Annotated in this window: 24 protein-coding genes; 10 read left to right on the top strand and 14 right to left on the bottom strand. The window is 43.7% G+C overall.

The features are described from left to right. Positions 1-22 precede the first annotated feature (22 nt). Entirely contained in the window at positions 23-151 is a 129-nt protein-coding gene (locus tag AABK37_RS16665) for a hypothetical protein (RefSeq protein WP_432552673.1), read from the bottom strand. 307 nt (positions 152-458) lie between these two features. On the opposite strand from AABK37_RS16665, the gene AABK37_RS16660 reads away from it, so the two are divergent. The 4 genes from AABK37_RS16660 to AABK37_RS16645 all read left to right on the top strand — a co-directional run bounded on the left by AABK37_RS16660 (position 459) and on the right by AABK37_RS16645 (position 4,334). Next, the gene (locus AABK37_RS16660) at positions 459-590 is read left to right on the top strand and encodes a hypothetical protein (RefSeq protein WP_432552672.1); all 132 of its coding nucleotides are present in this window, start codon (positions 459-461) and stop codon (positions 588-590) included. A 30-nt stretch (positions 591-620) separates the two neighbouring features. Next, the gene (locus tag AABK37_RS16655; protein ID WP_432552671.1) at positions 621-3,386 is read left to right on the top strand and encodes a M16 family metallopeptidase; all 2,766 of its coding nucleotides are present in this window, start codon (positions 621-623) and stop codon (positions 3,384-3,386) included. Further along, the gene (locus AABK37_RS16650) at positions 3,386-3,544 is read left to right on the top strand and encodes a hypothetical protein (protein ID WP_432552670.1); all 159 of its coding nucleotides are present in this window, start codon (positions 3,386-3,388) and stop codon (positions 3,542-3,544) included. The genes AABK37_RS16655 and AABK37_RS16650 overlap by 1 nt, the downstream gene beginning before the upstream one ends. A 274-nt stretch (positions 3,545-3,818) precedes the next feature. Next, positions 3,819-4,334 (top strand): peptidoglycan-binding domain-containing protein, encoded by a 516-nt coding sequence (locus AABK37_RS16645; RefSeq protein ID WP_432552669.1) that lies wholly within the window; start codon positions 3,819-3,821, stop codon positions 4,332-4,334. 43 nt (positions 4,335-4,377) lie between these two features. Here AABK37_RS16645 and AABK37_RS16640 read toward each other — a convergent pair whose 3' ends face one another. Continuing rightward, positions 4,378-5,244 (bottom strand): thermonuclease family protein, encoded by an 867-nt coding sequence (locus AABK37_RS16640; RefSeq protein WP_432552668.1) that lies wholly within the window; start codon positions 5,242-5,244, stop codon positions 4,378-4,380. A gap of 298 nt (positions 5,245-5,542) precedes the next feature. Here AABK37_RS16640 and AABK37_RS16635 point away from each other — a divergent pair, with 298 nt between their 5' ends. The 5 genes from AABK37_RS16635 to AABK37_RS16615 all read left to right on the top strand — a co-directional run bounded on the left by AABK37_RS16635 (position 5,543) and on the right by AABK37_RS16615 (position 9,282). Further along, positions 5,543-5,707, top strand: coding sequence for a hypothetical protein (locus AABK37_RS16635; protein WP_432552667.1), 165 nt, complete (start codon positions 5,543-5,545; stop codon positions 5,705-5,707). Further along, complete coding sequence (locus AABK37_RS16630) at positions 5,704-7,188, top strand: ABC transporter substrate-binding protein/permease (protein WP_432552666.1); 1,485 nt, start codon at positions 5,704-5,706, stop codon at positions 7,186-7,188. Before AABK37_RS16635 ends, AABK37_RS16630 begins: the two co-directional genes overlap by 4 nt. Positions 7,189-7,200: 12 nt before the next feature. Continuing rightward, entirely contained in the window at positions 7,201-7,428 is a 228-nt protein-coding gene (locus tag AABK37_RS16625; RefSeq protein WP_432552665.1) for a hypothetical protein, read from the top strand. Continuing rightward, positions 7,425-8,159 carry an amino acid ABC transporter ATP-binding protein gene (locus AABK37_RS16620; protein WP_432552696.1) on the top strand — a complete coding sequence of 245 codons (735 nt, stop codon included), beginning with the start codon at positions 7,425-7,427 and terminating at the stop codon, positions 8,157-8,159. Before AABK37_RS16625 ends, AABK37_RS16620 begins: the two co-directional genes overlap by 4 nt. Positions 8,160-8,346: 187 nt before the next feature. Next, positions 8,347-9,282 carry a lysophospholipid acyltransferase family protein gene (locus AABK37_RS16615; RefSeq protein ID WP_432552664.1) on the top strand — a complete coding sequence of 312 codons (936 nt, stop codon included), beginning with the start codon at positions 8,347-8,349 and terminating at the stop codon, positions 9,280-9,282. Here AABK37_RS16615 and AABK37_RS16610 read toward each other — a convergent pair. The 11 genes from AABK37_RS16610 to AABK37_RS16560 all read right to left on the bottom strand — a co-directional run bounded on the left by AABK37_RS16610 (position 9,250) and on the right by AABK37_RS16560 (position 19,804). Further along, a complete protein-coding gene (locus AABK37_RS16610; protein WP_432552663.1) occupies positions 9,250-9,519 on the bottom strand; it encodes a hypothetical protein in 270 nt (89 codons plus the stop codon). The genes AABK37_RS16615 and AABK37_RS16610 overlap by 33 nt on opposite strands. An 18-nt stretch (positions 9,520-9,537) precedes the next feature. Beyond that, positions 9,538-12,210, bottom strand: a complete 2,673-nt coding sequence (locus AABK37_RS16605; RefSeq protein WP_432552662.1) for an MGH1-like glycoside hydrolase domain-containing protein — start codon at positions 12,208-12,210, stop codon at positions 9,538-9,540. 3 nt (positions 12,211-12,213) lie between these two features. Continuing rightward, a complete protein-coding gene (locus AABK37_RS16600) occupies positions 12,214-12,501 on the bottom strand; it encodes a hypothetical protein (RefSeq protein WP_432552661.1) in 288 nt (95 codons plus the stop codon). Positions 12,502-12,507: 6 nt separating this feature from the next. Further along, positions 12,508-13,299, bottom strand: coding sequence for an SDR family NAD(P)-dependent oxidoreductase (locus AABK37_RS16595; RefSeq protein ID WP_432552660.1), 792 nt, complete (start codon positions 13,297-13,299; stop codon positions 12,508-12,510). A 90-nt stretch (positions 13,300-13,389) separates the two neighbouring features. Next, positions 13,390-13,803, bottom strand: a complete 414-nt coding sequence (locus tag AABK37_RS16590; RefSeq protein WP_432552659.1) for a fasciclin domain-containing protein — start codon at positions 13,801-13,803, stop codon at positions 13,390-13,392. Positions 13,804-13,934: 131 nt separating this feature from the next. Then, complete coding sequence (locus AABK37_RS16585) at positions 13,935-14,669, bottom strand: SDR family oxidoreductase (RefSeq protein ID WP_432552658.1); 735 nt, start codon at positions 14,667-14,669, stop codon at positions 13,935-13,937. Positions 14,670-14,672: 3 nt separating this feature from the next. Beyond that, entirely contained in the window at positions 14,673-15,611 is a 939-nt protein-coding gene (locus AABK37_RS16580) for an NmrA family NAD(P)-binding protein (RefSeq protein WP_432552657.1), read from the bottom strand. A gap of 129 nt (positions 15,612-15,740) precedes the next feature. Next, positions 15,741-16,445 carry an SDR family NAD(P)-dependent oxidoreductase gene (locus AABK37_RS16575; RefSeq protein ID WP_432552656.1) on the bottom strand — a complete coding sequence of 235 codons (705 nt, stop codon included), beginning with the start codon at positions 16,443-16,445 and terminating at the stop codon, positions 15,741-15,743. 557 nt (positions 16,446-17,002) lie between these two features. Further along, entirely contained in the window at positions 17,003-18,394 is a 1,392-nt protein-coding gene (locus AABK37_RS16570; RefSeq protein ID WP_432552655.1) for a UDP-glucose dehydrogenase family protein, read from the bottom strand. A gap of 99 nt (positions 18,395-18,493) precedes the next feature. Beyond that, positions 18,494-19,450, bottom strand: a complete 957-nt coding sequence (locus AABK37_RS16565) for a UDP-glucuronic acid decarboxylase family protein (RefSeq protein WP_432552654.1) — start codon at positions 19,448-19,450, stop codon at positions 18,494-18,496. Between the two features lie 186 nt (positions 19,451-19,636). Beyond that, entirely contained in the window at positions 19,637-19,804 is a 168-nt protein-coding gene (locus AABK37_RS16560) for a hypothetical protein (protein WP_432552653.1), read from the bottom strand. A gap of 82 nt (positions 19,805-19,886) precedes the next feature. Here AABK37_RS16560 and AABK37_RS16555 point away from each other — a divergent pair, with 82 nt between their 5' ends. Next, positions 19,887-20,009, top strand: coding sequence for a hypothetical protein (locus AABK37_RS16555; protein ID WP_432552652.1), 123 nt, complete (start codon positions 19,887-19,889; stop codon positions 20,007-20,009). Here the strand turns inward: AABK37_RS16555 and AABK37_RS16550 are convergent. Continuing rightward, the gene (locus AABK37_RS16550) at positions 19,969-22,122 is read right to left on the bottom strand and encodes a cation:proton antiporter domain-containing protein (protein ID WP_432552651.1); all 2,154 of its coding nucleotides are present in this window, start codon (positions 22,120-22,122) and stop codon (positions 19,969-19,971) included. The genes AABK37_RS16555 and AABK37_RS16550 overlap by 41 nt on opposite strands. Positions 22,123-22,424 lie beyond the last annotated feature (302 nt).

The raw sequence follows: 22,424 nt of genomic DNA, 5'->3' as shown, positions 1-22,424 counted from the left end.
TTAACAGTGTCATTTTAGATCGCTAGGGTAATTTATCGTTCTCGCTAGCGAGAGTTTTTTTGCGATGTTGGGGAATTGGGCATGGGGCATGGGGCATTGGGCATGGGGCATTGGGCATGGGGCATTGGTGTTTAAGTGTAGAACGAGACATTCCCAGTTAAAAGCTTAAAGTTTCGTGTTCCGGACTCGGAGTTTCATGTTCAGAACTCGAAGTTTCATGTTCAGAACTCAAAATTTCATGTTCAGAACTCGAAGTTTCATCTTCAGAAGCTGAAGTTTCATGTTCATAAGCTGAAGTTTCATGTTCAGAACTCGAAGTTTCATGTTCAGAAGCTGAAGTTTCATGTTCAGAACTCGAAGTTTCATGTTTTCCTTCTCGTTTCCTTGCTCTGCCAGTAAATGTAGTTCTTGGAAAACTGCTGCCTCCATTACTAACAGTCGAGGCAGCAGCCCACTAAATGCGTTCCCATTCCCCATTACCCATTACCCATTCCCCATGCCCCATTCCCCATGCCCCATGCCCCATGCCCCATGCCCCATTGCCCCAACATGGCAAAATACTTGCCAAGATGGATTTATACTATGCGTGATTTTTCTGTTTTGAATTTCAATTGCTAACAATGCCAATATTTCCTAAACTGCGTCCATACATTCTTATAGGCTTGTTCCTCAGCCTTTTTCTCAGTCTAGATTTTTTTTCAGACAATTTTACCAAAGCGGCAACGCCAACTACAGCTGCACCTGTATCGGGTTCAGCACTGACCCAAGGGGTGACAAAAACGGTATTAGATAACGGTTTAACCGTGCTAACCAAAGAAATCCATACTGCACCAGTGGTCAGCGTGCAGGTTTGGTATAAAGTTGGTTCACGCAATGAGGGGACGGGGGAAAATGGTATCTCCCACCAGCTAGAACATTTAATGTTTAAAGGCACTTCTACCCGTCCAGTCCAGTTTGGGCGGCTGTTTAGTGCTTTGGGTAGTCAATCTAATGCTTTTACCAGCTATGACGAAACTGCTTACTATGGTACGGTGCAGCGAGACAAACTCGAAGCACTGCTGACCTTAGAAGCCGATCGCATGGAAGGTGCTTTAATTGGAGCTGACCAACTGACGAGCGAAAAGCGCGTAGTAATTTCTGAACTACAAGGATACGAAAATTCACCTAGCTACCGTCTCGGTCGAGCGGTGTTGCGGGCTGCTTTCCCGAATCGAACTTATGGCTTACCTGTAGGAGGCACAAAAGCCGATGTCGAGAAATTCACGCTCTCGCAGGTGCGGAATTATTACCAAACCTTCTACAGTCCAGATAATGCCACATTAGTAGTTACAGGCGATTTTACCACCGCACCAACGCTGAAAGTTGTCAAAGACACTTTCGGCAAGGTTCCCAAACGAGCCAAAACAGTTCCGCCAAAAGGTTCTGTATCTGTACCTTCTAATACTCCTGCGAAAAAAGAGCCAATCGTCCTGAAAGAACCGGGAAGCGCGGCACTGCTGCAAGTTGTCTATCCCTTACCAGATGTCAAGCATCCCGATGTCGCGGCGATTGATTTGATGGATGGTATTCTTACAGGCGGTCGTAGTTCTCGACTTTACCAAGATTTGGTAGAATCCGGATTAGCCAGTTCAGTTAGTGCGAGTGCAGCAGAATTAATTGAACCAGGTTGGTATGAAATTAATGCTACAGCCGCACCCGGTCAAGAATTATCGCGCATTTCTTCGGTGTTGCAACAATCGCTGACGAAATTGCAACAGCAGCCAGTCACCAATGAAGAATTGAATAGAGCAAAGACGCAATTACAAGCTTCTTTTATACTGAATAATCAGGATATCACCAGTCAGGCAAATCAACTGGGGTATAATCAAACCGTCGCCGGAGATTATCGTTTTATTGAGGGGTATCTCGCAGCGATCGCCAAAGTTACACCAGCTGATGTCCAAAAAGCAGCGAAAACTTACCTCGATCCGGCTAAACAAACCATCGGCTTTTTTGAACCTACCCAAGCAGATGGTAAACCAGGAACTTCCAATGCAGGTTCTGGTCGCACTGCCGAGAACTTCAGCCCAGGTAAACCGGTAGACCCAGCAGAACTTGCCAAATATCTTCCTCCTGCCACATCAGCCACCACTGCTAGCAAACAATCGCTACCAGAACAGTTTACTCTGGCGAATGGAATGCGGGTTCTTTTGTTAAGCGATCGCAGTTTTCCCTCGATAAACCTCACCGGACAAATTGACGCTGGTGCTGAATTTGACAACATTCCCAAAGCTGGACTAGCGAGTTTGACTGCTGGTAACTTAATGAATGGCACGAAAAGCAAAAATGCTCTCACGCTGGCGAAATCCTTAGAAGATAAAGGAGCCAGTTTAGGTTTTAGTGCTATCCGTGAAGGTGTCGGTATTGGTGGTCAAGGTTTGTCCGCAAATCTGCCGATATTGATAGAAACTCTGGCAGACGTAGTACAAAATGCTACTTTCCCGGCAGACCAACTCGAACTCAGTCGGCGACGGTCATTAATCGGGTTGAAAGCACAGCTAGATGACCCCCGTGGACTGGGACGAAGAATTTTTCAGCAAGCAATTTACCCCGAAAATCATCCGTTCTACAGCTTTCCCACAGAAGAAAGTTTGAAGAATATTACTCGCGATGATTTGGTTCGCTTTTATCAACAACATTATCGACCGGATACAACAACGTTAGCGATGGTGGGTGACTTTGAACCAGCGAAGGTGAAAGCTTTACTAAATCAAGCTTTTGGTAAATGGCAAGCAAAAGGTAAAGCACCGATTTTGAATCTGACCTCAGTACCGTTGCCGCAAAGTCAGACACGTTTAAATAAAGTAATTCCCGGTAAGGCAGAGGCAGTTACTTATATAGGCTACAACGGCATCTCGCGTAAAGACCCTCGTTTTTATGCTGTTTCGGTACTAAATCAGATTTTAGGTGGTGATACCTTGTCTAGCCGCTTGGGTACGGAAGTACGCGATCGCCAAGGTTTAACTTACGGTATTTATAGTGCTTTTGCTGCTGGAGTTAATCCCGGTCCATTCTTAATTCAGATGCAGACTTCTCCGCAAGATGCGAATAAAGCGATCGCTAGCGCTGTTGCTTTACTCAAACAAGTCCGAGAACAAGGAGTCACAGAAGCTGAATTAAACTCAGCAAAACGCTCAATTACCAACAGCTATCCCGTAGATTTGGCAAATCCCAGCGATGTCGCTACTATCATTTTAGACAATTCCGTTTACGGGCTTTCACCTACAGAAATTCGAGAATTTCCTAACCGCATTCAAGCCGTAACGATGACTCAAGTACAGCAAGTAATCAAAGACCTAATTAATCCTGACAAACTGGTGATTGTCACAGCTGGACCCAATGGGTAATGGGGAATGGGGAATGGGGAATGGGTAATGGGGGAATAGGTAATAGAAAGAAATTGTCCCCATCTGCCCATCTTCCACTCCCCCACTCCCCCACTCCCCCACTCCCCTACGCAGGATTGTCACAAGATTGTCACTCAACTTTCATATCGCCTGATTAAGCTAGTATTAACGAAAACATTGCTTTCGTCCTCACACTATACCGTTGCTCTCTTGTTAAGTAAATAACAAGAGAGTTTTTTTGTGTCCAAAGTAACCATGTTACTGCTATAAAAAGAAGGAAAGATATTTATGGTGATTAATTGCCATAAATATCGCCTAATTTTTCGCTCTTTCCTTATTTTCAAAATAATACTCCTCAGATTCCGTAATCCGTGTTGAATTGTTTGAACTTATTCTGTAGCAAAAAAATATCTAGCATAGAATTCAATCTTGATGTCTACTGCAATTAAATGTCCTACCAATCGACCAACCTTGCAATTAGGTGCAAGTAGTCAATTTGTCAAAGAAATGCAAAAAGCATTAAACCAGCGGCTTGCAGAACTCGATACTTTATCAGATTATCCTCTACAAGTTCTTGTCACAAGTCACTTTGAAGAACAAACTCAAGATGCTGTTAAATATTTTCAGTGTCTTACCTTCCTGAAAACAGATGGTATTGTCGGAAAAAATACCTGGGCATATTTGTGTGAAGGTGCAAATAGTCTGCCAGAGTTAACTCAAGGAAGTAGCGGTTCCCTGGTGAAAGCAGTTCAGCACGCACTGAAAAATGGTAAATATTATTCTGGTGAAGTCGATGGCATCTTTGACGCGAAAACAACTGAAGCAATACAAGCTTTTCAGGCATCACGCTATCAACAACCCAATGGCATCATTGGATATCGGACATGGAATGCTTTAAGTAGATTTGATGCCCATATCTCTCACTGTATTATTGATACTTTTGATTAATTTGAGAAACCGGGTTTCTTAAAGAAACCCGGTTTCTCTATATTTATTTCTCCATAAAAACTAAATCTTCAGGTTGAACAGTTAATTTGATATTTTGACCATCGACTTTCACCACAAAATCAAATCCTGTAACATGACTATCTGGAAGAATTATCACTTTATCTTTCTTAGATTCCAGAAAGCTGATAAATCCGTCTAGAGCTACACTACCATCATTAATAGCGAGATAATCAAGCAGCCGACGAAACAGTTTTGGTAAAATAACAACTTTGTCGGTGATAGTTTCTAACTCTTCCAAGAGAAAACCTTTATTAGTTTTATCTGATGCCCATAAACCCTTTTTATCAGTACGAGCTTTTTCAGTGACAGCAATCAATTGCTTGCGGATATCAGGATATAACTTGGAGTAAAAGGTAGGGTAAACTAATCCTTTAGCTAAAAGATGATAATTTGCGCTTTTTTTTAGTAAAGATTTTTCTAAATAGATGCTGCTGCCATCTTCTTGTTCTGAATCACCTTTAAAAACAAAAGCAACAGCTCTGCCATAGGTGTCTGCAAAACGGGTGAGGATGAAACCAGGTACTTCTTCGGGTTCTGCGGCAGTAATTACTTGATTGGAACCACGGGTAACGTTTTGAAATCCCAAAAATTTTAACAGTTCGCCGGCAGCAGCATCAGCAAATTCCGCAGGCTGGTGCTGTATGCCTATACTACCCATTTTCGGGCGATAATGTGTTTCCAGAGCATCAATGCTATCCAAACGCAGCTGGGCACCTCCTGAGCGGTTGGTGCTGACTGGTGTCTGCAATTTCTTCCACAATTCGGGGTTTTGCGGATAAAAGCGGATAGAATCGCCATCAGGTGCAGTTTTTACGATTCTGAAGTTGCCTTGGATCGGCGTCATTGTCATTTGTTGAGTTCCTTTGATGAAGATGAATTACAACAGTTAGTTTTACAGTAATTTTGCATACTCGTGTAGTAAGCGCTGTACTCGCTTCCACAAAGCGCTGAAGCGCTTACTACGAATTCCTCAAGGATCGCCAAAAATAATTGCTCGCGGATCTCATTCTTTAGTTAAACTTATGTTAAGCAAACGTCCAGTTTGCTCCTCACAGAACACTTCTGCTCTCTTGTCGGGTAACTATCAAGAGGGCTTTTTTTATCTAAAGGAGACAGGGGAACAGGGGGACAGGGAGAATAATTAATTCTTGTTTCCCTCACTCCTCCACTCCCCCACTCCTCCACTCCCCCACTCCTCCACTCCCCCACTCCTCCACTCCCCCACTCCTCCACTCCCCCACTCCTCCACTCCCCATTACCACCAAAAAAGAGTTACCCTAATGGCGGCTAAAATTGCATCTACCAAAAAATGAAGAAACGCATAGCTTTACTATTTACGGTGCTGTTTGCGGCAATGGTGGCAATTAGCATCGTTACGAGTTACAGCAATCCTCTACAAGCTTCGTCTGTGGGGAAAGATACGCTGACGTTGATTACTTCACCTGATTATCCTCCCTATGAGTATTACGACACTCAGGGAGGAGAACGGAAAATCGTTGGCTTTGATGTTGATATTGCTCGGGCGATCGCCAAAGAACTAAAATTTAAACTCAAGGTGATGGAGTCGGATTTCAACGGTTTAATTCCCGCACTGCAAGCAAATCGGGCTGATTTTGTCATGGCTGGGATGACTCCGACTCCAGAACGCAAGAAAAACGCTGATTTCTCGATTATCTATTACGAAGCCAAAGATACGATTGTCGCGCCGAAAAATAGCAACCTGAAGCAACCGCAAGACCTTGCAGGTAAAACAGTCGGCGTGCAATTGGGGACAATTCAGGAAACAAATGCGAAGAAAATTGCCCAAAAAGTTACAGGTATCCAGTTAAAACAACTCAACAAAGTGCCGGAAGCAATTCAAGAGATAAAATCGCGGCGAATTGATGCGGCTATTGTTGAGGATACCGTTGCCAAGGGATTCGCGCAAGCTAATCCAGATTTAGAATTTAATCCGATTCCTTCAGAAGAGGGAAGTGGATCGGCGATCGCTTTCCCGAAAAACTCTGCTTTAGTTGAACCTTTCAACAAAGTTCTTCAGCAAATGAAGGATAAAGGTGAAATACAACAATTAGCAACCAAGTGGTTTTCACAAAACACCGCCGCATCCTCATCAGCACCCGCACCCAAAACCGGACTGAATCTCGACTTTAGCAGAATCCTTCCCGACATTCCCTTTATTCTTCAGGGAATACCATTAACTCTTTTGTTCACTTTATTATCAGTATTTTTAGGTTTAATTTGGGGAACTGTATTATCCTTATTTAAAATTGCCGACATCAAGCCACTGACTTTATTTGCTAATGCTTACACCTCTATATTTCGAGGCACTCCGCTGCTTTTACAATTGGCTTTAGTTTACTACGCAACGCCTCAACTCACGGGTTATGATATTTCCGCATTGCAAGCGGGTGTGCTAACTTTTACCCTCAACTCTGGCGCGTACATGTCAGAAACTATTCGCGGAGGAATTCAAGCAGTAGATAAAGGACAAAGTGAAGCAGCGATGTCAATGGGTGTTTCTTACTGGTTGATGATGTGGGATGTAATTTTACCTCAAGCTTTAAAGAACATTTTACCAGCTTTGGTGAATGAAACTATCGGACTATTAAAAGATTCGGCGTTGGTGTCAACAATTGGTGTGGTGGAAATTTTACGCAGCGCTCAAATTATCGGCGCAAATAAATATATCTACTTTGAGCCGTTGTTGTTTGCAGGTTTAATTTACTATGTTTTAGTCATGGGTTTGACATTTGCTGCTTCTGCTTTAGAAACAAGATTAAGGCGAAGTGAATAATGGTAATTGGGCATGGGGCATTGGGCATGGGGCATGGGGCATGGGGCATTGGGCATGGGGCATCGTCCAAGTGGGCATCGGGTATGGGAAAAAGATTTGACTTTATTCTCACGTTCCGATTGCCCAATGCCCATTGCCCAATGCCAATGCCCAATGCCTAATGCCCATTGCCCAATGCCCAATGCCCATTGCCCAATTACCAATGCCCAATGCCCAATGCCCAATGCCCTAATAATATGAATCAAGTTGTAATTCGCACGGAATTTTTGTGTAAGTCTTTTGGTAAACTCGATGTCCTCAAAGATATTTCCACAGAGATTTATCAAGGTGAAGTAGTCGCTATTCTTGGTCCTTCGGGTTCGGGTAAGTCTACTTTTCTCCGATGTATGAATTTGCTGGAACGTCCGACGAAAGGACGAGTTTACTTTTATGAACAAGAAATCACCAACTCGAAAACAAACATTCTCAAAGTTCGCTCTTCTTTAGTAATGGTGTTTCAACACTTTAATTTGTTTCCTCACATGACGGTGCTGCAAAATGTCACTTATGCACCGATTAAAGTGAAAAAAGTTGATAAGCAACAAGCAAAACAAAAAGGGTTAGAGTTACTTAGTAAAGTCGGTTTGGCAGAAAAAGCCGATGTTTACCCATCTAAATTATCTGGAGGACAAAAACAACGAGTTGCGATCGCTCGCGCATTAGCGATGGAACCGCAGATGATTTTGTTCGATGAACCAACCTCAGCTTTAGATCCAGAAATGGTCAAAGATGTATTGGACGTGATGAAAGGTTTAGCACAATCAGAAATCACGATGGCGATTGTGACTCATGAAATGGGATTCGCTAGAGAAGTAGCCAGTCGAATTATGTTTCTCGACCGAGGAACTCTCGCAGAAGATACCACACCCAGCGAATTTTTCTCAAATCCGCAATGCGATCGCGCAAAGCAATTTCTCGAAAAAATGCTGTAATCTTTTTTGTGGCGCAAACAAAGTAAACTATTAATTATAGGACTTACGCAAAAACTCTCTCGCTCCTCTTATTCCTTCGTGTCCTTCGTGCCTTCGTGGTTCGTTAAATTAATTTAATCGCCAAACATCGATTTTCACCAATCCGCTCTCGACAGCTCACATTAAATTCTAATCTGAGAATAGAGAAATGAAATCCACCTCACCAGATCAATCAATTCCTCATGCAGAACTTATTTTACCACCACTGACAAAAGCAACAATTCAACGAGCAAAAGAGGGTGTTGCTTACGCACGCAACGATCGCGCTAATGGTGCGATCGCCGAAGCGTTACTCTCAGCAGAAGGTGGTGCAGAGGAGAAAATCAGCGGTGAGGTGCGACGAAAACTGTTGCGAACTATAATTCACGCTCTTTTTCAAATTAAAGTTGAATTTCCCGAACGCATTCCTCAAACACCCGCGCTGATTGCCGCTAATCATCTCAACCACATCGATCCATTTCTCCTACTATCAGAGTTGCCTGCAAACCCCTATTACCATATTTTGGGCGATGCCCGCACACTTTACAACAACTGGTGGAAACGTTTAATTATGCGTTTAGCTAAAGGAGTTATTCCCCTAGAACGCATTTGGAAAGAAGAAGTTGCAGTGATTTCAGGTGCAAAAGCAGGACGTTCAGATTTAGCTCAATTGGCAGATGATATTCAACAATATGTCCCTCAAGGCAATTCTATAGAGACACTGCGACGCCTAGATCGCATCGTCCAAGGCATTTTTGCTTGTGGAGATGGAATTATTCTGTTTCCAGAGGGGAGACTTGGCAGCGTTGAAGGTGAATTGCAACTACCCCTCAAGCGTGGTGCGGCAATTTATGCTTTGCGTTCTGGCGTGCCGATTTTACCTGTAGCGCTCATCGGTAGTCAAGATTTGTATTTGAGAAAAGAATTAACTCTGCGTTTTGGTGAAGCGTTAATTTTTCCCCAATCTCATCGACCAAAGTCGAAAGAAATACAAGCTGTCTTGGATGAATTGCAAGCAGCGCTGCTTGCTTTGTTGCCAAAAGATTATCATGAACCAGAAGAACCAAAGTTATTACGTCACTTTTTGAATCGAATGTTTTGGTGATAAGGGGGAATGGGCATTGGGCATTGGGCATTGGGCATTGGGCATTGGGCATTGGGCATTGGGCAATGGGCATTGGGCATTGGGCAATGGGCAATGGGCAATGGGCAATGGGCATTGGGCAATGGGCATTGGGCAATCGGAACGTGAGAATAAAGTCAAATCTTTTTCCCATACCCGATGCCCACTTGGACGATGCCCACTTGGACGATGCCCCATGCCCAATGCCCCATGCCCCATGCCCCATGCCCAAATGTTTTATCTTTTACAGCCAATATCTTCTAGTAATCGGGCAATTAATGCTGTCCAGCCGGTTTGGTGATTTGCTCCTAAACCGTGCCCAGAATCGCCACAGAAGTACTCGTGATAGAGAATTAAGTCGCGCCAATGAGGATCGTTAGCAAAGTATTGATTATTACCCTGCCAAGGGCAGCGTCCTTGCCCGTCAGGAATAAATATCTGGGTTAATCGCTTTTGTAGTTCGTCCGCTACTTGTGAGAGGTTCATCATTTGTCCGGAATTTGTGGGACATTCAACTTTTAAGGAGTCGCCGTAAAAGTGGTAATAACGTTCTAAAGCTTCAATAAGCAGGTAATTTAAGGGAAACCAAATTGGTCCGCGCCAATTGGAATTGCCCCCGAAAAAGTTGCTGTTAGATTCTCCCGGAAGGTACTTGACACAATACTCTTGATGGTCAATTTTCAAGAAATAAGGATGATCTAAATGATAGCGAGACAGTGAGCGAATGCCATATTTAGAGAGAAATTCGGTTTCATCTAGCAAGTAGCGCAGCACTCTTTCTAAACGTTCTTGAGATGGAATGGCTAACAACATGCGTCCATGATCCCGCGCTTTTTTCATGCAGGAAATGTGCTGAGTTACGTCCTTGCGATTTTTGAGAAACCACTGCATTCGTTTAGAAAATCCTAGCAGACGTTCGATTAAGTGAAAATCGATAGTTTCTACAGCAAAAAATAGCACAAGTCCGACAAGCGATCGCACTTTCAATGGTATACATTTATCATCCATCTCAAGCTGATCGTAATAAAATCCGTCTTCTTCGTCCCACAATCCAGTTCCACCGAGTCGATTCATTGCATCAGATATGGCGATAAAATGTTCAAAAAACTTCGATGCAATATCTTCATAAGCGGGGTCTTCATCAGCTAATTCCAGCGCCATTGCCAGCATGGTTAAGCAGTAAAATGCCATCCAAGCGGTGCCGTCTGCTTGTTGAAGATTTCCTCCAGTGGGTAGCGGTTTGGATCGATCGAAAACTCCGATATTATCCATCCCCAAAAAGCCGCCGGAAAAGATATTTTTCCCGGTAGAATCTTTGCGGTTCACCCACCAAGTAAAGTTTACCAACAATTTTTGGAAGACACGCGCTAAAAAAACGCGATCGCGTTCTCCCTTACAAGCAGTAATTTTATAAACACGCCAACAAGCCCAAGGCAATACTGGCGGATTTGTCGCCGAAAAGTCAAATTCGTAAGCTGGTATTTGTCCGTTGGGATGCATATACCATTCCCGCAGAAACAAAATTAGCTGCTGTTTGGCAAACTCTGGATCGATTTTGGCAAAAGCGACAATCTGAAAGGCTGAATCCCAACTTGCATACCAAGGATACTCCCATTTGTCGGGCATGGAAATAACATCGCGGTTGTAAAGTTCAGTCCAATCGACATTACGCCGATTTTTTGGCTTTGGTGGTGGAGGTTGTGCCGGATCGCCTTCTAACCACTGCTTCACACCATAATGATAAAATTGTTTTGACCACAGCAACCCTGCATAAGCTTGTCTGACTACTCGGTTTTCGTGTTCGCTAAGGTTGCAAGAAACGCGCTTTTGATAAAATTCTTCTGCCTCGTCGATGCGCTGTTGAAATATCCGCTCAAAGTCTTCATCAAATGGCTGTTGTGGTGCTTCGTCTTGGGCAAATAGCCGCAACCTGATTGTAACTTCTTCCTTTGCTGGTATTTCTAGGTGGTAGTGTGCGGCTGCTTTCGTGCCCACCATTTCCGGATTTACAGCATCTTTGATACCGCTGACAATATAATCGTGAAAAGCATCTTTAACGTAAGCGCTAGAATTTTCAGCCGCGTTAAACAACTTGACTGCGTTTGTCTCGTTGTCGGTAAACAAAAATTTGGGCGGTTCGCTACCTAAAAACGGTTCAACTGCAAGATGAAATTTGCCCAAAGTTTCCTGATCGAGCAAAAGTTCCCCATCTTTTTTATACTCGATGCAGGGTTTTGACCAATAACTCTCGCCCGTGCGACCCCAAGACCAAGTATTTTTAAACCAGATTGTGGGTAAAATGTCAAGTGTAGCCGCTTGGGATGCGCGATTGGCAACGGTGATTTTAATTAAGATATCGTTAGGACTGGCTTTAGCGTATTCCGCAAAAACGTCAAAGTAGCGATTTTCAGCAAAAATGCCTGTATCGATAAGTTCAAATTCTGATTCTGATTCGCTGCGATCGCGATTTTCGGCAATTAAGCGCGTGTAGGGAAACTCGCTTTGAGGATACTTATAATTAGCTTTGAAATAAGAATGAGTGGGTGTTGAGTCGAGGTAAAAATAATATTCTTTGACATCTTCCCCGTGATTTCCCTGACTGTTAGTCAACCCGAAAATGCGTTCTTTGAGAATTGGGTCGCATCCATTCCACAAAGCCAGGGCAAAACAAAGACGACCTTCGCGATCGCATATTCCCAAAAGTCCATCTTCCCCCCAACGATAAGCGCGACTGCGTGCTTGTTCGTGGGGAAAGTAATCCCAGTTAGAACCATCTTCCGAATAGTCTTCGCGCACAGTTCCCCACTGTCTTTCTGCTAAATACGGTCCCCAGCGCTTCCAATTTTTCTCTCGTCGTGCATCTTCCCCAAGGCGTATTTCTTCAGGATCAAGATTGTCGTTGGAGTTCATCGATTAAGTGGCAAATAATTGCTCTTGTTTCTCCAAGTTTGCTTCATCGTTGAGTGTTTTTGTATCTTGCGCGAGTATTAGAACTCGAAGTTTCAGGTTCTGAACACGAAGTTTCATGTTCTGAACTCGAAGTTTGAGCTTCTGAACTCGAAGTTTGAGCTTCTGAACTCGAAGTTTCATGTTCTGAACTCGAAGTTTCATGTTCAAAACGCGAAGTTTCAGGTTCAAAACGCGATCGGCGAGTCTTACTGCCAATAAAATGCGATCGCTATGCTTGAGCGTAAGTTTCAAGCTGTTTCAAATCATCTGAAGACCACCGTTAACCAGCAAGTAAGTACCTGTAATAAATCTTGCTTGTTCAGAAGCCATTAAAAGAATCGCACCTGCAACGTCTTCAGGCTGTCCATTTCTTCGCAACGGAACCATTTGAGCCATGTTGTCTTTCCACTCTTGGGGCATGAGCGCGCTGGTGTCTGTTTCGATTAGTCCAGGTGCGATAGCGTTAACTCGAATATTGTGGGGACCAAGTTCTAAAGCAAGACTTTTCACAAAGCCATCTAATCCCGACTTAGCTGTAGAGTGGGAAATAAAGCCTTCACTTGCATAACGTGCGGCGACAGAACTAACAGCAATGATACAGCCGCGTTTGTGTTCAATCATCGAGGGAACCACCGCTTTACAGGGATAAAAAGCGCCTTTAAGTTCCCCCAACAGTTTCGCTTCAAAGTCTTCCCATTTATGGTCAACAAAAGGAGCGATCGCAAAGGAAGCATTCGCATTTAAAATTAGAGTATCAATCGCCCCAAAAGCTTCTGTGACTTGCTTTACCAGCGATTCAACTTCCGACATTTGTGTAACATCGCCTTTAATGGCGATCGCTTTTCCGCCATTTGTGGTAATCTCGTCTACAACCTCTTGCGCTGCTGCTTCGCTGCTATAATAATTCACACCCACAGCCGCGCCATGACTTGCCAAAAGTTTCGCTGTAGCTGCACCAATGCCCCGACCTGCACCAGTAACAAGCACTACTCGGTCTTGCAGCAACTTAGTATCAGAAGATTGCTTTTGTGTTTGAGTATTTGCAGTCATGATGATTAATTTCTTTAAAAAAGAACGTAGTAAGCGCTGAAGCGCTTAAATAAAGCACGCTTCGTGCTTACTACAAATCTCACAAAAACTCTACAAACTGACTGATGCAGGCAAGAGTACGCTGTCAATTACATGGATAACTCCATTTTCAGTTTCGATATCAGGCTGAACGACTGTGGCATCATTCACCTTGACACCATTCGAGGCATCAATTTTGACATCTGAACCTTCAACCGTCGTCGCTTGACTGAGTTTAACGACATCAGCCGCCGTGACTTTGCCAGAAACCACATGATATTCTAGAATTTTTCTCAGGGTGAGGATATCTTGAAGTAGCGCTTCGACTGTTCCCGATGGCAACTTAGAAAAGGCATCATCATTTGGCGCGAAAACAGTGAATGGACCAGGACTCTTGAGAGTGTCTGCAAGACCAGCAGCCGTAACTGCCGTGACTAAGGTGGAGAAAGTCCCCGCACTCATAGCAGTATCAACAATATCAGGCATAATTTTGATGCTATTTGTGATAAATTGACAAAAAAAGTCAAACATCCTCTAGCCTATGTCTTAGGTAGATTTACACTCTCTACCGCTGGGAGGAAATAGCAAGGTTTTTTGTAATTGCTGCTACTGTTGGTCTAGACAATTCCGCCTGTAGCGCGGATATTTTGACCAGTCACCCACCCGGCATCATCAGATACCAGCAGAGAAACAACATTCGCAATATCATCAGGACGACCGAGGCGACCAAGTGGCGTTTGAGCAATCATTTGATTGACTTGCTCTTGTTCCAATACCAACCCATCAGTGTCAGTAACACCAGGGGCAACTGTATTAACTGTAATCTTGCGTGTCCCTAATTCTTTTGCCAGCCCCATACTAAATTGCTCAATCGCTGCTTTGCAACCAGCATAAGCACCGCCTGTGGCAATACTTTGTGATGTACCAGCGGAAGAAATGTTGACAATTCTCCCGTTATCTGCGATGTGATGTGCTGCTTGTTGCAGGGAAAAGTAAACTCCTCTGCTGATGTCGAACATCGAGTTATACTCGTCTTCGGTCATTTCTGCCGTGGGTTTAAAAATGTTCTTGCCGGCGGCGTTGTTAACGAGAATATCCAGCTTACCAAAGTAGTCAAGTGTCTTTTGGAAGAGATTGCGGACATCTTCAATTTTTCGCATGTCAACTTGGATAGCGATCGCATCCGTTCCATTAACTTTAATTGCGGAAACCACTTCTTCTGCTTTGTCTTTATTGCTGGCGTAAGTGACAACGACATTTGCACCATCACGTCCCAAGCGTTCCGCAATGGCTCGTCCAATACCGCGTGATGAACCTGTAACAATTGCGACTTTACCAGATAGAGAAGTCATATTCTAAAAATTTCCCTGACTAACAAATTGCTTGACTGTAGTCGGTTGGATGTGCGGATAACGAGCGTTATCAAGTTCGTCAAGTTTGCCTTTGCCCGATACCATCGTGTAGTGATACTGTTCGGGAATGTATTCAAGTGGGCAGAAGGCTTTCTGTTTTGTTTTAGCAATCCAGGCTTTTAAATCGTCCACACTTCCTAAGCGTTTTTCTACCAGTTTTTTACCTTTTACTTCTTCAAAGGTGGCGAGTAATTGTTTCATGGTGAGGACATCACCCGCAACTTTCAGCGCCTCATTGACCATTTGCGGATCGGCGATCGCCTCGGCAATATATTTCGCCGTATCATCGTATGTGGTAAAATCACACGGTTGCTCACCATCACCCCAATAGCTAAACGTACCCACCTCAAAATCAAATAACTTGGCAAAGGGTGATAATTGAACTTCGGTAAAAGCACCATTGAGAATAAAAGTATATTCAAGTCCTGACTGTTTCAAAAGCTCGGCAAACTTGATGCGAAAGTCGAGATTGTAGTTATCGCCCAAATCCAGTTTGAAGTAATCCACTGAATAATCGGAAGGGACAAATTTTTTCACATTATTATTTATCGCAGCTTCTAACAAATTTAACTGCCCGGAAAGCACGATATCTTCACGGTACAAGTTTGTTTGATGGCTGCTACTGCCTTTGATTGCGGAGACAATTATTTCAACTTCCCGGCAAGCTTCAGTCAGACTTTTTTGGTCAAATAAATCACCTTCAACAAAAACAACTCCTTTCGCCTTTAAGTCGTCCAATTGCTGTTGCTTCTTGTGGTTGATGTTATTCGAGCGAACCAGTCCTTTAACGTTCATTACGCCTTTTTCTAGTATCGTTAAAGCGATTTTGCTACCAAGGATACCCGTGATACCAGCAATGAGTACAGTTGGTTTTGAGTTCATAAGTTTTTATTATTATTTTGATGAAAGAAATTGGGAATTGGGAATTGGGCACGCTCGCATTCGGCTTAGTAATAATTCTTCCCCTTTCCCCTACTCCAAGCGTCCCTACTTCCTACTCCCTACTCCCCATCACGGATGCTCGTACAAGCGAATAATACTGCCTGTCACCATGCTTGCTTCATCAGAAGCTAGCCATGCGGTGTATCTGCCTACTTCATCAGCACTCAGCCATTCTGGATGTCCGTCCGCTGGTCGATCGCGTGTTGCAATCAAACTGTGGAGAATAACTTCGTTAATGCGAACACCGCTATTTTTGTTTTCTTCTATCAGTATTTGCGTCAGCATAATTTCTGCGGCTGCTGGTATACAAACCAAACCGTAGTTAGGGATAGCTTGGTCAGCGGCACCACCACCAATCAATGTATAGGTGCTGCCACGTTTCAGTACTGGTAAGAATGTCCGGGCAGTGACAAAATGTGAGGTAAGATTGCTGTCGAGCATTCGTTTCCAATCTTCTAAGGAAGTCTTTAGCAGCGGGATGTCTTCGTTCCAGCGACCGTTGAGGGAAGCGACTACAGCATCTAAATGTCCGACTTGATTAAGAATGCGATCGAGGCAATTTTCTGAGCGATCGCTATCACTCATATCCCCGACAATCGGGATAAAGCGCTCTGTCGTTGCCAAATATCCGCGCAATTCTTCAAGTTTCTCTTGTGTGCGCGATGGCACAACTACAGTAGCCCCCTCTTGAAGAAAAGCCCGGACAATACCTTCGCCAACACCCCCTGTACCTCCAGCTATCAAAGCAATCTTTCCCTCTAACTTAGCCATCATCTCCTCCGATGCTTCTAAACCAATTTTTCAGAAGTTAGTTGTTAAAAGTTTGTTGTAGCTAATTCTTGGACTTGCAGCTGTTAATAAACACCACTGCATTTTAAAGAAAGAAGATTTTCGCCTTTAATTGCAACTTGCCGGATGATTTTCGCTCCCAGCCTTTGCCATGCAAATAAAGACTCGATCCCATGATTTGCTGTGGGGGTATTCTTTGTCTCTGTAACGAGCAGCATTATTATTTTGATTTGTTAAAGACATTTAGTAACCTAAGTTACTAAAGTTTTTCACATATTCATCAATCTGAAGATATATGTAAATAGGAGTAGATATTCTGATATTTGTATTAAATATTTCCCAACTTCAAAACGCTGCAACCGTCACGCATAGACGTACCGCCAAAACGTCTCTACAATATGTATGATTTGCCGGACTTAAGATAAAAAGTATTAAAAATGACCAATAATACAAAATCCCCCGTTTTTTAAGCGGGGGATTAACTTCACAATAGATTCAGTCTAGGGAGAAATGGATGAATGCCGAATTTAGCTAAAATCGATTTAGCGTCCAACGCCTATATATTGGAACCCAGCCCGTACCATTTTTTCCGGATCGAGGAAGTTACGACCGTCAATCATTACCGCGTGGCACATCAACTTAGCCATTTTCGCGTAGTCGAGATTGCTGAACTGTTCCCATTCAGTCACCAATACTAAAGCATCACAACCATCAGCAAGCCGTTCGGCATCGGTTTCAACCAACACGCCAGAAAGACCATGACGCATTCCGGTTTGAGAAATAATCGGATCGTATGCTTTAACTTTGGCTCCGAGTCTATTCAACTGCTCAATCAAGTTGAGTGCCGGTGCGTCGCGCAAATCGTCGGTATCGGGCTTAAAGGTTAAACCGAGTAATCCGACGGTTTTGCCTTTGAGGATTTTCAGGGCTTGTTGCAGTTTTTCTAAAGCAATCAAGCGCTGACGTTCGTTGACGCTGACGGCAGCTTTCAGCAGGTGAGCTTCATAGCCGTAGTCATCAGCAGTATGAACCAGGGCAGAGACATCTTTCGGGAAGCAGGAACCACCCCAGCCGATACCAGCTTGCAAGAATTTGTTACCAATCCGAGAATCTAAACCGATACCTTTTGCTACTTGGGTAATATCAGCACCAACGCGATCGCAAATATTCGCAACTTCGTTAATGAAACTAATCTTGGTTGCCAGAAAAGCGTTAGCAGCATATTTAATCATTTCTGCCGAGCTTAAATCTGTTGCCAATACTGGCACTTGAGGTAAAGATTTATCCTCAGCAAAGTTGCGCTCGATAATTGGGGCATACAATTCTTTCATCATGCCGATCGCTCTTGGAGAGTTACCACCCAAGACAATGCGATCGGGGTTAAAGGTGTCGTACACTGCCGAACCTTCGCGCAAAAACTCTGGATTGCTGACTACATCAAATTTAGATGCATACTCAGGCAATTTCTCTTCACTTGCAACCGCACCGGCGGGAACTAATGTTTTTTGGCGTTCAACGATGCCATCTATAACAAGCATCCGCACCCAGTCACCTGAGCCAATAGGCACTGTAGACTTGTTGACGATGACCTTATAACCACCGTCAAGATTTGCGCCAATACCACGGGCTACAGCCTCAACGTAACGGGTATCACTTTCACCAGTGGGTAAGGGTGGTGTTCCCACAGCAATAAACAAAATTTCCCCGTGAGAAACGCCTGCACTGATGTCAGTTGTGAACTCAATATTACCCGATTGAATGGCAGACTGCATTATTTCCGAGAGTCCCGGCTCGAAAATTGGCGATTGCCCAGACTTCATTAACTTGACTTTTTCTTCGTTGTTGTCTACGCAAATTACACTATGTCCAATATGAGCCAAGCAAGCGCCTGTCACCAAACCAACGTAGCCAGTACCAATTACACAAACACGCATTTTGTTAGTTCCTTACTTTTTTGGGGTTAGTCGTCAAAGAGAAGTTTTCACTTCTTCACGCATTCCGTAGTCCAGAGTCCATAATTAATAGTTTTTTGACTATTGACTGTTGACTGTTGACTGTTGGTTACCTTTGATGCGATCGCGGAAATCTTCTACAGTCAGTTTTAACCCTTCTTGCAGAGGAACGGTAGGTTCCCAATTTAACAAAGTTTTTGCTTTGGTAATATCGGGACGGCGGCGACGCGGATCGTCAGAAGGCAAAGGCTCAAATTTTATTTCTGCATCCGGATTTATCAGGGTTTGCACGGCTTGAGCTAATTCTAAAATAGTATATTCACCAGGATTGCCTATATTTACTGGACCTACGTAGTCACTCTTCATCAAGCGTAAAAATCCTTCGATCAAGTCGGAAACGTAGCAGAAACTACGGGTTTGCGAACCATCCCCGTATATTGTCAAAGGTTCGCCCCGTAAAGCCTGAACGATAAAGTTACTTACTACCCGACCATCATTTTCTAACATCCGAGGACCATAGGTGTTGAAAATACGGACAACCCGAATATCAACTTTATTTTGTCTGTAGTAGTCAAATGCCAAAGTTTCCGCAATTCGTTTGCCTTCGTCGTAACATGAACGCAGCCCGATGGGATTGACGCTACCTCTATACTCTTCAGTTTGCGGATGAACTTCTGGATCTCCGTACACTTCGCTTGTTGAAGCTAAGAAAAATCGTGCTTTCACACGTTTAGCCAACCCCAGCATATTCAACGTCCCCATAACGTTGGTTTTTACTGTTTTGACTGGATTGTACTGGTAATGTACTGGGGAAGCAGGACAAGCCAGATGATAAATTTGATCCACTTCTAACCGAATTGGTTCGGTGATGTCGTGGCGGATGAGTTCAAAGTATGGATGATTCATCCATTTGAGGATGTTTTGTTTATTACCTGTGTAGAAGTTATCCAAACAGATAACTTCATGCCCATCAGCCATTAGTCTGTCGATTAGATGGGAACCAAGGAACCCAGCACCGCCTGTCACCAAAATTCTCATAATTTACCAGTTACTTACATATTTTTGCAAAGTGCAATCGCGCTTGTTTTTAGAGTACCCAGCCTGATAACAAAAATTGAGCACTACCACGGGTAATTAAAAAGGTATTTTTAGGATTGCGATTTACTTCTAGATGCAATCAAGCAGTTGATTACTTCACAATTCACTTAGCAAAATAACAAACATTCATAGCCTAATCTGGGCTTTTCCGCAAGACTTTACAAAATCTTTAAAAATATAAAGTTTTGAAAATCGGGCATTGGGCAATTGTTTAATGGGCATTGGGCAATGGGCATTGGGCATTGGGCAATTGTTTAATGGGCATGGGGCAATGGGCAATTGTTTAATGGGCATGGGGCAATGGGCAATTGTTTAATGGGCAATGGGAATAAAAAGAAGCTAGACGTATTTCACAAAGGACTATGCCCGATGCCCCATGCCCCATGCCCCATGCCCCATGCCCCATGCCCCATGCCCTATGCCCCATGCCCCATGCCCCATGCCCGATGCCCCATTCATTACCCATTACCAATTACCGCGTTACCAATTACCGCTGTAGTATTGGGAACTGCTGTAGGCAAAGCTGCTGTGGGATTGCGTTCTGGTTCGCCAAGCATGACGATAGAGCAGGTGAGTTGTCTGGCTAACTGGGTAGTGACATCACTAATCGCTAATCCACCGGGACTTGTGCGATTGCGTATAAAAGGTAACACTACTAAATCATATAATCGCGCTGCCTGCAAAATTGCTTGGGCAACGTTTTCATGGGCAATAATTTGAACTTCTGGGGGATTGGGCAAAGCTAATTTAGATACTAATAAGCCAAGTTGCGATCGCCTAGAAGCGATTTTACTGGAACTAGTGCGGCGATCGCATACATTCAACACGGTAACTTGCGCTTGATTTGCTTCTGCTAACGCGATCGCAAATTGAACGGGGTGCAATGACGGTGCCATCAGGTTTTCTACGGGCACTAAAATTCGCTGAATTTTTCGAGGTGATTCTACTAAACGTGTCACCGCTACCGGACAATGAGACGCCCAGAGAACGCTGTCAATCACATTACCAAATAAACGCGCTCTCAGCCCAGTCCGTTTGCCCCAACCCATAACAATTAAATTAGCTTTTTGTTCGCGAGCAGCTCTGCTGATACCTTGAGCAAAAGCATCATCAATTCGCAGCAATGGTTCTGCTTCTACGCTCAATACTTGACTTTGAGCGGTAGCTTTGGAAAGTAAGCGTTCACTGCGTTGCAGAGAAATTTCTAACTGCGGTGCATCCATGTGAGCCGCCGCAGTAGCGATCGCTAATGGTATAATTTTGCCATTTTTTTGACGTGCTAATAATGCCGCCATTTCAATCAAATATTGCTGAGTTTGCGGATTGTAAATAGGTACGACTATAGTAAAATTACTAGGTTTCTTTTCTATATTTTGATACGACTGTGTTGTAGTTGCCTGCTGCTCAACAGATGATGAAGCCAAACCAGCAGCAAGACGACTGGTAATCAACGGTCCTACGGTTGATGTCACCAGCATTAAGCTAACAACACTATTTAATACCCATATCGGTAACAACTCCGCCCGATATCCCACTAATGTTGCCGCTAATGTCGCACCCACTTGGGGTAGACTCAGCGACCACATCATTAACATTTCTTGCCAGTTATAGCGGTAAACTAGTTTCGCTAAAAAAGCGGCGAGAAATTTACTCAGCAATAAACCAATTACAATAAATAAAGTTAGCTTCAGCGTGCTAAAGTTGTTGGCAGCTGGCAAATTAATTAATGAGCCAAGGTGAACAAAGAAAATAGGAATGAACAGCACGCTACCAACGAACATTACCTTTTCTTTGACAGGTCCAGAAGCGAGGACACCATTTACCGCCAAACCTGCTAAAAAGGCTCCAACGATTTTTTCTACTCCGATTAATTGAGCACCGACAGCGGCAAGAAATATGCAAAGCAATACAAATAAAAATTGGTTTCCCTCATCGTCTCCAGATCGTCGAAAAAATTCTTTACCCGCCCAATCAAAGCCGACTAATACAACGATTAAGTAAATAATTAAGGAATTAAATAAAGTTATCAATCCCCAATAGCTGAATTGTCTAATATGAACGGCTATACACAGAGATAACACCAGCAGTGCGCCAATGTTAGTAAAAATTGTGGCTCCAATGGTGACGCTGACAGCTTGATTTTTGACTATTCCCAGGCGATTGATAAGCGGATATGCCAACAAAGTGTAGGAAGCAAACATTGAGCCAATTAATATCGAAGCATTGCCGCTAAAACCAAAAATCTGTCCGATTAAGGTTCCTAAGGCTAGGGGGATAAAAAAGGTGAAGCTAGCAAATCCAAAAGAACGACTTTTCTGACGGCGGAATTGTTCTAAGTCAACTTCTAACCCCGCTATAAACATCAAGTAGACTAACCCGATATCTGATAGCAAATTGATAGTTGGCGAATCAGGCTGGAATACATTCCAACCTGATGGACCAAGTACTACCCCCGAAAAAACCAAACCTACTAATCCGGGTAGTCTTAGCCGCTCAAATAGAATCGGCACGACTAAGATAACCACTAATAAAATGGCAAAGGGAACAATTGGTTCATTGCCGAGAACTTGGTTTGTCGGTTCTAAAGCAAGAACTAGGGACTGGAGTTCCATAGGTAGGACTTGTATGTTCGCAAGCTTGGTGAAGCGACAATTGCCCCAAGGCAATTGTTCGCTGTGAAAATAAATCAATCATCCACCCTGGAGAAAATGAAAAAGTGAGAAAATTTGACCAAAAGAAGCTTTCTTGCAGGGGGCAGGGGGCAGGGGGTAGGGGGCAGGGGTAGGGGGCACTTTGCAGGGGAGTTTGTCTCCTCGTCTTCCTTGTCTCCACGCCAGTCGCTACAACGGAGGGAACCTCACGCGGCTATTGCTCAAGTCAACGAGTTCCACCTCTTAAGCCTTGCGTCGTTCGC

It is taken from the genome of Tolypothrix sp. VBCCA 56010 (assembly GCF_050875635.1).
In the GTDB taxonomy this organism is placed as follows: Bacteria; Cyanobacteriota; Cyanobacteriia; order Cyanobacteriales; family Nostocaceae; genus Hassallia.
The sequence above is the reverse complement of the archived record's forward strand: the minus strand, read 5'-3'. Positions and strand labels throughout refer to the sequence as shown.